The organism is Flavivirga algicola (assembly GCF_012910715.1).
Lineage (GTDB): Bacteria > Bacteroidota > Bacteroidia > Flavobacteriales > Flavobacteriaceae > Flavivirga > Flavivirga algicola.
On the sequence record NZ_JABBHF010000002.1, the window covers coordinates 338548 to 350666 of the forward strand.

At 34.7% G+C, this 12119-nt stretch carries 14 protein-coding genes; 10 read left to right on the forward strand and 4 right to left on the reverse strand.

What is annotated here, in order from left to right:
- Positions 1-2 precede the first annotated feature (2 nt).
- The 8 genes from ccoN to HHX25_RS04435 all read left to right on the forward strand — a co-directional run bounded on the left by ccoN (position 3) and on the right by HHX25_RS04435 (position 6976).
- Entirely contained in the window at positions 3-2195 is a 2193-nt protein-coding gene (gene ccoN, locus HHX25_RS04400) for a cytochrome-c oxidase, cbb3-type subunit I (protein WP_169670555.1), read from the forward strand.
- A gap of 18 nt (positions 2196-2213) precedes the next feature.
- On the forward strand, positions 2214-2399 hold the full coding sequence (locus HHX25_RS04405) for a CcoQ/FixQ family Cbb3-type cytochrome c oxidase assembly chaperone (RefSeq protein ID WP_169670557.1): 186 nt from the start codon (positions 2214-2216) through the stop codon (positions 2397-2399).
- Positions 2396-3295, forward strand: coding sequence for a cbb3-type cytochrome c oxidase N-terminal domain-containing protein (locus tag HHX25_RS04410; protein ID WP_169670559.1), 900 nt, complete (start codon positions 2396-2398; stop codon positions 3293-3295). Before HHX25_RS04405 ends, HHX25_RS04410 begins: the two co-directional genes overlap by 4 nt.
- Before the next feature lie 94 nt (positions 3296-3389).
- Positions 3390-4814 carry a cytochrome c oxidase accessory protein CcoG gene (gene ccoG / locus HHX25_RS04415; protein WP_169670560.1) on the forward strand — a complete coding sequence of 475 codons (1425 nt, stop codon included), beginning with the start codon at positions 3390-3392 and terminating at the stop codon, positions 4812-4814.
- 22 nt (positions 4815-4836) lie between these two features.
- Positions 4837-5628, forward strand: a complete 792-nt coding sequence (locus HHX25_RS04420) for an N-acetyltransferase (protein ID WP_169670561.1) — start codon at positions 4837-4839, stop codon at positions 5626-5628.
- 11 nt (positions 5629-5639) lie between these two features.
- Positions 5640-6086: a FixH family protein gene (locus tag HHX25_RS04425; protein ID WP_169670562.1), complete on the forward strand. Its 447-nt coding sequence runs from the start codon at positions 5640-5642 to the stop codon at positions 6084-6086.
- Complete coding sequence (locus tag HHX25_RS04430) at positions 6087-6227, forward strand: hypothetical protein (RefSeq protein WP_205957991.1); 141 nt, start codon at positions 6087-6089, stop codon at positions 6225-6227.
- A gap of 47 nt (positions 6228-6274) precedes the next feature.
- Positions 6275-6976, forward strand: a complete 702-nt coding sequence (locus tag HHX25_RS04435) for a sulfite exporter TauE/SafE family protein (RefSeq protein WP_169670564.1) — start codon at positions 6275-6277, stop codon at positions 6974-6976.
- Positions 6977-6984: 8 nt separating this feature from the next.
- On the opposite strand, the gene HHX25_RS04440 is transcribed toward HHX25_RS04435, so the two are convergent.
- From HHX25_RS04440 to HHX25_RS04455, 4 genes are all read right to left on the reverse strand, one after another.
- Positions 6985-7869, reverse strand: coding sequence for an AraC family transcriptional regulator (locus HHX25_RS04440; RefSeq protein ID WP_169670566.1), 885 nt, complete (start codon positions 7867-7869; stop codon positions 6985-6987).
- Positions 7870-7901: 32 nt separating this feature from the next.
- Positions 7902-8951: a flavin monoamine oxidase family protein gene (locus HHX25_RS04445; protein WP_169670568.1), complete on the reverse strand. Its 1050-nt coding sequence runs from the start codon at positions 8949-8951 to the stop codon at positions 7902-7904.
- Entirely contained in the window at positions 8951-9250 is a 300-nt protein-coding gene (locus tag HHX25_RS04450) for a carboxymuconolactone decarboxylase family protein (protein WP_240964232.1), read from the reverse strand. Before HHX25_RS04450 ends, HHX25_RS04445 begins: the two co-directional genes overlap by 1 nt.
- Positions 9251-9409: 159 nt before the next feature.
- Positions 9410-10159, reverse strand: coding sequence for an SDR family NAD(P)-dependent oxidoreductase (locus HHX25_RS04455; protein WP_169670572.1), 750 nt, complete (start codon positions 10157-10159; stop codon positions 9410-9412).
- Between the two features lie 258 nt (positions 10160-10417).
- Between HHX25_RS04455 and HHX25_RS04460 the strand changes: the two genes are divergently transcribed.
- Together HHX25_RS04460 and HHX25_RS04465 are read left to right on the forward strand one after the other, a co-directional pair.
- The gene (locus HHX25_RS04460; RefSeq protein ID WP_169670574.1) at positions 10418-11176 is read left to right on the forward strand and encodes a flavodoxin family protein; all 759 of its coding nucleotides are present in this window, start codon (positions 10418-10420) and stop codon (positions 11174-11176) included.
- Positions 11177-11191: 15 nt separating this feature from the next.
- Positions 11192-12028 (forward strand): cyclase family protein, encoded by an 837-nt coding sequence (locus HHX25_RS04465; RefSeq protein WP_169670577.1) that lies wholly within the window; start codon positions 11192-11194, stop codon positions 12026-12028.
- Positions 12029-12119 lie beyond the last annotated feature (91 nt).

Consider the following 12119-nt stretch of genomic DNA (forward strand, 5'->3'; position numbering starts at 1 on the left):
TTATGGAAATGCAGCAATTTCATTACGATAATAAGATCGTTAAAAATTTCATATATGCCACCATGCTTTGGGGCGTTGTGGGGATGTTAGTAGGACTACTACTAGCATTTATGTTTTTGTTCCCTAATCTAACAGATGGAATTTCATGGCTTAGTTTTGGTCGATTAAGACCATTACATACCAATGCCGTTATTTTTGCTTTTGTTGGTAATGCTATTTTTGCAGGGGTTTACTATTCTACACAACGCTTGTTAAAGGCTAGAATGTTTAATGATACTTTAAGTAAAATTAACTTTTGGGGCTGGCAACTTATTATTGTAGGCGCGGCAATTACATTACCTTTAGGGTATACAACATCGAAAGAATATGCCGAATTAGAATGGCCTTTCGATATTGCCATTGCACTTATTTGGGTTGTTTTTGGATGGAATTTAATTGGTACTATTTTAAAGAGAAGACAACGCCATTTATATGTTGCCATTTGGTTTTATATAGCCACTTTTGTTACTGTTGCTGTACTTCATATTTTCAATAGTTTAGAACTGCCTGTTAGTGCATTAAAAAGTTACTCGGTATATGCAGGAGTACAAGATGCCTTGGTACAATGGTGGTATGGACATAATGCCGTGGCCTTCTTTTTAACCACGCCATTTTTAGGGCTCATGTATTATTTTGTACCTAAGGCCGCTAACCGACCTGTATATTCTTATAGACTATCCATCGTCCACTTTTGGTCATTGATATTCATATATATTTGGGCAGGTCCACATCACTTATTATACACAGCATTACCAGAATGGGCTCAAAACTTAGGGGTTGCTTTTTCTGTGATGCTTTTAATGCCATCATGGGGAGGTATGATAAATGGGCTCTTAACCTTACGTGGTGCCTGGGACAAAGTACGTACCGACCCTGTTTTAAAATTTATGGTCGTAGCCATTACAGGTTATGGTATGGCAACCTTTGAAGGTCCTACCCTATCCCTTAAAAACGTAAACGCTATTGCCCACTTTACAGACTGGATTATCGCTCACGTACATGTAGGTGCCTTAGCATGGAATGGATTCTTAACGTTTGGTATGATTTATTTCTTAGTACCTAAATTGTTTAAAACGAAACTATTCTCAGTTGGATTAGCAAATCTGCATTTCTGGATAGGTACACTAGGTATCATTATGTATGCCTTACCCATGTACGTTGCTGGATTTACACAAGCAAGTATGTGGAAACAGTTCAACCCTGATGGTACACTAACCTATGGTAATTTCTTAGAAACTGTTACCGAGATTATACCTATGTATTGGATGCGTGCTATCGGAGGTACCATGTTTATTGCTGGTATGCTAATTATGGTTTACAATGTTATAGTAACCATTAAACAAGGTAGTAACGTTGAAAATGAATTAGCTGAAGCACCAGCACTAGAACGTGTTACTAAAAAACGTACTGCTAATGAAGGATGGCATACCTGGTTAGAGCGTAGACCAGTTCAATTAACACTTTTAGCGACAGTTGCTATTTTAATTGGAGGTGTTATTCAAATAGTACCGACCATTATGGTGAAATCCAATATTCCAACCATAGCTAGTATAAAACCTTATACACCATTAGAATTAGAGGGGCGTGATATTTACATACGTGAAGGTTGTGTGGGCTGTCATTCTCAAATGATTCGTCCTTTTAGAAGTGAAGTAGAACGGTATGGCGAATATTCCAAAGCTGGTGAATTCGTTTACGATCATCCATTCCTTTGGGGTAGTAAACGTACGGGGCCAGACTTACACAGACTGGGAGGTAAATATTCTGATAATTGGCACTTTAACCACATGTACGACCCACAAAGTACGTCCTCTGGCTCTATCATGCCTCGTTATCCATGGTTAATCACGGGTAGTAGTAGTAAATTAGATAAATCTATGACTGAAGCCAAGATGAAAGCAATGGTATCATTAGGAGTTCCTTATACTGAAGAAGACATTGCCAATGCACAAAAAGATATGTTAGCTCAAGGCTCTCAAATAGAACAAAACCTATATACCGATCCTGATTTTGCCAATACCTACGAAGCTGATAAAAAATATGCTACTGAAAATGGCGAAGAATTTGTAGAGATGAAGAACAGGGAAATTGTAGCACTTATAGCCTATTTACAGCGTTTAGGCACCGATATTAAAGTAGAAACAGCACAACAATAACCATCAAAAACAGAAAGTATGTTAAAATTTGTAAAAAACCATATGGAGAGCATTACTGGCGTCGAAATTTATCCGATGATTTCTTTGCTCATCTTTTTTATCTTTTTTGTAGTGCTTTTTTGGTGGGTTATTACTGCTAAAAAAGACTATATAAAAACTGTAAGTAACATTCCATTAGACAACCAAAACGACGATATATTATGAGAAATTTAGTTCCATCTTGGATTCGTGTTCCCGTAGCATTCTTTATTATTTTCGGGGCTGTAGAATTCTTTGTAGATTCTGGTGAAAAACCTGCATTTATCGAATACCCAGTAGTATTACTATTTCTCTTTTTAGTATTGCTTATTTTGATAGCAATTGAAGCTATTGTGGGAGCATTAGAAAACGTCATGCTTCATAAACTAGATGAAGAAGCCAGAGCGCGGTTTCTAGAAGAAAAACAATATAAGTTCACCTGGCTTAAAAAGACATATACAAAACTTCTTGGTCAAAAACCTCTTGAAGAAGAAGGGGAAATTATTTTAGACCATAATTACGATGGGATAAAAGAATTAGACAATAATTTGCCCCCATGGTGGTTATATGGTTTTTACATCTCTATAGTTTTCGCTGCTATTTACTTATTGAAGTACCATGTTTTTAATGGAGATAATCAATTTGATGAACTGGAAACCGAATTGGCAGAGGCAAAAACGGCTATAGAGGCTTATAAAAAAACAGCTAAGAACTTAGTCGATATAAATACCGTGACATTACTTACCGAAGCATCAGACTTAAGTGCAGGTAAATCTATTTTTGAAACCAATTGTGTTGCTTGTCATATGGCAGATGGCGGTGGTGGTATTGGTCCCAATTTAACAGACCAAAACTGGATTTTAGGCGGGGGTATTAAAAATGTTTTTAAAACAGTCTCTGAAGGAGGACGATCTGGTAAAGGTATGATTGCCTGGAAACAACAATTAAAACCTTTGCAAATAGCACAAGTAGCAAGTTATGTTTTAACCTTACAAGGCACAACGCCCGCTAACCCTAAAGCACCTGAGGGTGATGTTTGGTTAGATGAAAATGCAGAAACAGCGGCTGAAAACGTTAATTAAATTACCATAGATTCAACGCAAACTATAAACTAAACTAAGTTGAAAGACCAGTTGGGTAGTTTCATAAACCCAGCTGGTCTAAAATCTAAAAACATTGGAAACCCCAGAAAATGAAATATTCAGAGATTCTATTGGCACGGTTACCGAAGAAGGCAAACGTGCTTGGGTATTTCCTAAAAAACCTAGCGGAAAATTTTATAAATACCGAAAATGGGTTAGTTATGGGTTGCTAGCATTTTTACTGCTATCTCCTTTTGTTAAAATAGGTGGAAATCAGTTTTTATTATTCAATGTTTTAGAACGTCGCTTTAATATTTTTGGGTTCCCGTTTTGGCCACAAGACTTTCATTTATTCGTCATATCTATGCTCATTGGCGTTATTTTCATCACGCTTTTTACCGTGGCTTTTGGTCGTATTTTCTGCGGGTGGATCTGTCCGCAAACCATTTTCATGGAAATGGTATTCCGTAGAATAGAATATTGGATAGAAGGGGATAGAGGAAAACAAATTCGTTTATCAAAGCAACCATGGAATGCAGAAAAAATCAAAAAAAAAGGCCTTAAGTTTTTCATCTTTGCTATTATATCCTTTTTGATTGCGAATGTGTTCTTGGCTTATTTAATTGGAAGTGATCGGTTAATCCAATATGTAGTAGACGGCCCTTCTAACCATATAAGCACCTTAATTTCGCTATTAATCTTTACGGCTGTATTTTACTTTGTCTTTGCGTGGTTTAGAGAACAAGTATGTATTATTGCTTGCCCTTACGGAAGGTTACAAGGTGTTCTTTTAGATACAAAATCTGTTGTGGTTGCTTATGATCATAAACGTGGTGAGGGTGAAAACGGCAGAAAGAAATTCAGAAAAAATGAAGATAGAAATGCTCTGGGGCATGGTGACTGTATAGACTGTTTTCAATGCGTCCATGTTTGTCCTACAGGAATAGATATTAGAAACGGCACACAACTGGAATGTGTAAACTGCACGGCTTGTATTGATGAATGCGATCATATTATGGAAAGCATTAATTTACCAAAAGGGTTGATTCGTTATGCCAGTGAGGAAAATATAGAAAAGAAAGTTCCTTTTAAGCTCACCGCAAGAATGAAAGGTTACATTGCTGTTCTAACCATTATGATTGGTATATTAATTGGCATGTTATTCTTAAGAAATGATGTTGAAGCTAATGTTTTAAGGCTACCAGGGCAACTATACGAACATAAAGAAAATAATATAATTAGCAATGTATTTACTTACAAATTGGTAAACAAAACAACAAAGGATATTGACAATGTAAGCTTTAAGCTCATGTCCCATAAAGGAAATCTAAAATTAGTAGCTACCCACGATAGTTTTGTTGTACCAGGTCAAGGCATTGCAGAAGGTACACTATTTATAGAAATCAACAACGCTGCCTTAACCGGCGATAGAAACAAAATAAAGATAGGTGTATACACAAACGATGAATTAATTGAAACGACAACAGCCAATTTTTTAGGCCCAAGGAGTTATAAATAAGTTATAGTCAAAAAAAATTAAAATGAAACAGCTCATCAATTTGACTTCGGAAAATATTTCAACAGAACACATCTGCTGTGCTATATCTGATAAGAAGTGTGCGGATAGCTACCAAGGTAAAAAAGATTGGCTGACTAAAGAATTTAATAATGGTTATGTTTTTCGTAGAATTGATGAAAGAGCAAAAGTATTTATAGAGTATGGTCCAGCAGAACATGCTTGGATCCCTATTAAAGCTGAAAACTATATCAATATAAATTGTCTTTGGGTATCTGGAAAATATAAGAATAGTGGATATGGAAAAGCATTATTAGAAACTGCTATTGAAGATGCAAAAAACCAAAACAGAGATGGATTAGTAACTGTTGTCGGGACTAAGAAATTTCATTTTATGAGTGATACAAAATGGTTACTCCATCAAGGCTTTGAAGAAGTAGAAAAAATTTCAAGCGGATTTAGCCTTTTGGCAAAAAAAATAAACCCAAAAGCTTCTTCTCCTACTTTTAATACGTCTGTTAAAAGTGGGGAGTGTCCTGAAAAAAATGGCCTTGTTGTTTATTATTCTAATCGGTGTCCTTTTGCAGAATTTCATTCAAAAAACTCTTTGATAGAAACGGCAAAAAACAGGAACCTACCACTAAAAATAATTAAATTAGAATCTATGGAACAGGCACAAAAAGCTCCAAGTCCAGCCACAATATTCAGTCTGTTTTATAATGGTAAATTCATAACAACCGATCTTAGTATTTGTATGGATTCGAGATATGACAAAGTGATGGAAAAAACATTAAAATCAAATACAAGGATAATTTAAAATATTGAGTCATGAAAATAAACTGGGGAACAGGAATTATAATTGCCTTTATAGGTTTTATAAGCTTTATAATGTATTTTATTATTACGATGAATGTCGATGATGCTTACGATCATGACTTAGTAACAGAGGATTATTATGCTGAAGAACTAGTGTATCAAAAAGATATAGACAAATTAAAAAATGCAAAAAAATTAAAAGAAAACATTACATATAAGAAAACAGCTGAAGGTTTAGTTATTCAATTTCCCGAAGCAATAGACATTAAAAAAATTACTGGAAATGTGTTCCTATACAGACCATCTAACAAACACTTAGATTTTGAAACTGCTATTTCACTATCTAAACCCACTTTGCTCATACCTGACAATCGTTTGGTAGATGGTCGTTGGAACATTAAAATTGATTGGCAATATAATAGAATTTCTTATTTATTTAAAGCATCTATTAATTATTAAATGATACTAAAAGAAATGCTCCAACTTAGACCATCTAACAAACACTTAGATTTTGAAACTGCTATTTCACTATCTAAACCCAATTTGCTCATACCTGACAATCGTTTGGTAGATGGTCGTTGGAACATTAAATTTAATTGACAATATAACAGAATTTCTTATTTATTTAAAGAATTAATTATTTAAGTATGCTAGTTTCAGCATTTATATTAGGCCTTTTAGGAAGTTTCCACTGTCTGGGGATGTGTGGCCCTATTGCTTTTATGCTTCCTTTAGATCGAACAAATGCTTATAAGAAAGTATCTCAAATCACTATTTATCATTTTGGCAGGCTACTAGCTTACAGTATTATTGGCTTGGCTTTTGGACTTATTGGCAAAAGCCTGTACCTTTTTGGACTTCAACAGCAGCTTTCTATTATAACTGGTATTTTAATGATTTTAATTGTTTTAATTCCTCAAAAAACATTTAACAAATACCATATTTCAAAACCTATTTATAGACTCATATCGAAAGTAAAATCAGCTTTAGGAAGTGCCTTAAAAAAGAAAACAAGCGATACTTTTTTAACCATTGGTTTCTTGAATGGTTTTTTACCCTGCGGTCTTGTCTATATGGCCTTATTTGGAGCTATTGCTTGTGGTGACACATTAAAAGGTAGTTTTTATATGGCTGTTTTTGGGTTGGGAACCATACCACTAATGACTTCGGCTATTTATTTAAGTAACTTTTTAAAAGGAACGGCAAGGCAAAAAATACAAAAAGCAATTCCTGTTTTTGTAGTTTGCATCGGTCTTCTTTTTATTATTCGCGGTTTAGGTCTTGGTATACCTTATATATCACCTGCCCCCATCGTAGACAGTGTTTCCAGTACTATTGAATGTCATTAGAAACAGTATTAAGTACTAAGAATTAATTCTCTGTACTGAGTTGGCGATTTCTTAAGATGCCTTTTAAAATACTTTACAAAATATGAGGCGTCTTCAAACCCTAATTTATAAGCTATTTCGTTAATTTTTAGCGAGGTAAAAGCTAATAAACGCTCAGCTTCTAGAATAATCCGCTCGGATATTAGTGCTGAAGGTGGTTTTGTTGTAACTGCCTTTGTAACTGTTGTTAGTGTTTTAGCTGAAATATGCAATAGATCGGCATAGTCACTAACCGTATAATTCTTATTATAATGCTGTTCTATTAGCTCTCTAAATTGTAAATATTGTAGTTCATACTGTTTAGTTAAATGGATATTTTCTTCGTTATTCTGGCGATGCGCTCTCTCTAAAACAATAAGCAACGATTTTAGCAAATATCTAATAACCTGCTGATGCCCAAAACCTGCTGCTTTAGTTTTCTCTTTTTTAATAAGATCGATATACGACTTTGCTAAGTCAATAATATCATCGGTAATACAATAGCAAGGTTTTCCTCGATTATTAAACACATTGTATTTAAGGAAAATATCAACATCCGACTGCATTAAAAAGCTTTCATTAAAATGAATAAGGACTCCTTCATGATTGGCATCTTTATCGAAATAATGAATTTGATTTTTAGAAATAAAGAATATAGAATTCGCTTTTACAGGATGGGCATCAAAATCTATAAAATGAATCCCCCCTTCATTATAAATCCATAAAATTTGATAAAAGCTATGCGAATGGGGCAGCTGGGCATGCACACCACTAGTTTCTAAATAATCTTTCAAATTATAAACCTCGAATTGAAGTTTTTCAGGATGCCCCTTATGAAGATGATATTGCTCTATTTTTATTGAGTCCTTGTCCACAATATTTAATAATCTTTAACTTCAAAGTTAAACTAATTATTGAGAATGTGCCCTGCTGCTCTTAACCCACTATATACAGCACCATCTAAATACCCACCGTGAACAGGAGAGGTTTCTGTACCAGAAAAGAATAATTTTCCTTGCATATAAAACCTATTAAAAAATTCGTTCCCATAGTGTGGGCTCATATAAACCGATTTTAAATTTTCACATGACGTAAAATGATCCTGAGACCAGTCTTTCTCAAAATAATTAGTGTACAATCTAACTTCTTTCCCTAAATAAGATTCCAAGTAACTTAAAATACGTTCTTTTCTAACTTCTGGGAGTACATCCCTTAACCCCTCATTTACAAATCCTTTTAAGGCATAGATTTTATCATTTGCAGAACAATGATCGTATAATTCAGTTACCGGTCCTATTTGACCTATTACGGTGCCAGAAAATTTTTTATGTCTCCAAAATGGTGTATCAAAGGTCAATCCTACTTTAATAGCATTACTCATCCATGTATGCGTTTGCTTCATTACCTCTATAAAATGCTTAGGTAATTCGGGCTCAAACTTTAATGTTGATGTTAGTTTTGGTGGTATTGTTACAATTACTTTTTCTGCCGAATATGCACTATTTTCATCGGTGTTTAAAACAACTTTATCGTTATCGTCTATAAATTCAGTGACTCTAGAATTAAGTACGATTTTATCTTTTAATATCCCTGATAACTTTTCAATTAAAATTATAGAACCACCAGCTATTCTACTAGCTGATGGTGTATTTTTATCCACTTCAAAATAATGAGCAGGTGCCATAGAGTTATACACTAGAACACTTTGACCACTGGTGTATTGATGAAAATTTTGCATATTTAATTCTTCTAACAAAGCCCTTAAATATGTATGATGTTCTTGAAACCAAGTAGCTCCCAACTCAATACCTTCATAAGTACATATTCTTCCTCCAAATTGAGAACGTCCTTCTAAGACAAGAAAGTCTTCTTCCCCACTCTTTTTAAGTTTATAAGCTGTGGTTAAACCAGATAAACCAGCTCCAATAATAATATATTTTGAGTGTTTTATTTTCATTAAGATTCGTGCATCAAATGTGTACCGTGAACAACAGCTGCCCCAGCTCTTAATGCCGCGGCAACAAAAGTAACTTCTGCCAGTTCTTCTTGGGTTGCTCCAGCCTCAATGGCATGTTTCTTATGAATCTCAAGACAATAAGGACACTGCGTTGTTAAAGCAACAGCTATGGCTATTAATTCTTTGTATTTTTTAGGAATAGTACCATCATCCAATGCTTCTTTATCTAAAGACTGAAATGCTTTCATGGCATTTTCTGCATGTTTTCCTAATGTACCTAATTTTTTTAGGTGGTTCATATCGTACATAATCAAAAGTGTGTCTTAAATAAAAAAGACTGTTTAAAATAGGGTCCTATACCATATTGAGCACTTCAGCTACTCTCTCAGTTCGGCATGTATTAAAGTACGCAATTGTATAAATCATTTTTTAAACAATCTTATTAAAAATTTATTTTTTTAGTTTCTACCAGACATAACGCCACCATCTGTATCCCAGATAGCACCTGTAACCCATGATGCTTTATCAGACAATAAAAAGGAAATAGTATCTGCAACATCTTGTGCTTTTCCGTTTCTTCCTATAGGGTGAAATCCGTGAAAATTTTGAAGTGCATCTTGCGCTTCTTCTTTACCTCCAAAAACACTTTCGTATACTGGTGTTTCAACCACTGCAGGTGATACTGCGTTTACTCTAATTTTATGATCTGCCAATTCCATAGCCAAATGTTGTGTTAAACTATGTAACCCTGCCTTTTGCATAGAATAAGCAGAAGACGGGGTTGCTTTTACAGATTGTTTCGCCCACATAGAACCCACATTCACAATAGCTCCACCAGATGTTTCAGCCATTTTTTTAGCTGCTTCCTGTGTAATAAAAAAGAAACCGCGATTTAAATCTAAATACGAATCGTAATCTACTTCGGTATGCTCTAAAAATGCTTTAGGACCAAAAATACCAGATGCATTAACCAGGTAATCCAAGTTATCAAACGATGAAATAGTTTCTTTTAACCCTGCTACCTCTTGCCTATTGGTAATATCAACCTTATGAGTAAACAAGTTTTCACTAGCTTCAATTTTAAACGCTTGCAATTTATTGTCATTCGTCCCAACTACGTGCACTTCTACACCTTCATTTAGTAAATTTTCGGCAGTAGCTCTTCCAATACCACTGCTCCCTCCTATTATTAATGCTCTTTTATTCATTTTTTTATATTTTTTAATTAATACAGCAAAAATAAAACAGCCATACCATCAATCAACTGTTATAAAAGGACAAAGAGTGGTAATTTTGGGAAACAGCTTTTTATTCTATATTAAGTACAATTTTAAGTTAATCAAAAAAATATCTATATTTATGCGTAAGTACTTACGATTTGTAATAATCACTTCAACTATATAATCATTAGCAAAACGGAAAAGCCGAAAACCAATTTAGAGTAGGCATAAATAAAACTTTAAATAATGAGCGAACAACTAAAAACCATGACCAAAAGGCATTGTGAACAACCACCCGCAAAATATGATGATTTAAAAGTTTTGTTCTTAAATTGCACATTAAACAGAACGCCTGTTCTTTCTCATACGGAAGGGCTTATAAAAATTGCTCAAAAAATATTTGAGGCAAATGGTGCGACTACTAAAATTATCAGGCCTGTAGATTATGTGATTCCTGCCGGTCTAGGTTTGGATATGTCTAAAACCCCAGAATGGGACAGAGACGATTGGCCAATCATCCAAAAAGAAGTAGATGAATGCGATATACTTATTCTTTGTACCTCGGTATGGTTAGGAGAGAAATCATCGGTCTGTAACCGAACATTAGAACGTATGTATGGCTACACACACCAATTTAATGAAAAAGGGCAGTATAGAGATTACGGAAAAGTAGGCGCTACGTTAATTACGGGAAATGAAGATGGTGTTAAACATTGTGCAATGAATATATTATTTTCACTCTCTCATATTGGGTATACCGTTCCGCCTCAAGCTGATGCTGGTTGGATGGGAGAAGCTGGACCTGGCCCCTCTTATATGGATGAAAATTCAGGCGGACCTGAAAATGATTTCACAAATAGAAATACCACTTTTTTGGTCTGGAATTGCCTACACCTAGCCAGAATGCTCAAAGATAACGGTGGTATACCTGCATATGGTAATTTACCCGATGAATGGCAAGCTGGATGTAAAGTAGGATTTGATAGCCCAGAACATAAACGTTAAACCCAACATATAAAAATGAAAGTATCTATTTTTTATCCACTATTATTTTTAACCTTAATTGCCTGTAACAACCAAGCAAAGCCTGAAGAGAAAACCAGTACTACAAGCGAACCCAAAACCTTGCAAAAAAGGGTTATTGACCTGTCGCATAGTTATTCCGATAAAACTATTTATTGGGTGACCTCTAAAGAATTTAAATTAGATACCGTTTTTAAGGGACAAACAGATAAAGGCTATTTTTATTCTGCCAATAACTTCTGTACTGCAGAGCATGGAGGTACTCATATAGATGCACCTATTCACTTTGCTAAAAACGGGCAAACTGTAGACGAAATACCTCTTGAAAAGTTAATAGGAAATGCTATTAAAATTGATGTATATACAAAAGCCATTAATAACCCCGACTATTTGGTTAGCATAGACGATTTTAAAGCCTGGGAGAAAAGTCAAGGTACTGAAATTCCAGATGGAAGTATTGTTTTAATACAAACTGGTTTTTCTAAATATTACCCTGATAAAGTCAAATACATGGGGACAGACCAACGTGGAGAGGATGCCGTTAAATTATTGCACTTTCCAGGACTTTCTCCTGAAGCTGCTGAATGGTTAGTGAAAAATCGCAATATTAATGCCATAGGGATTGACACCCCTAGTATTGATTACGGGCAATCTGAATATTTTAAAAGTCACGTTATCCTTCTTGAAAAAGGCATTCCTGCCTTTGAAAATCTCACCAATCTGGATAAATTACCTGTAAATGGCTTTGAAATTATTGCCTTGCCTATGAAAATAGAAGGAGGTACTGGAGCACCTTTAAGAATTGTTGCTGTTGTGACCGACAGTTCAAAATAACTCTTATGCTATGCTAGGTAACATATGAATTCTATAGATATGCAACCTCAACGCGTACACCAAATTACTAGCTTCTCTCAGCTAAAATAAA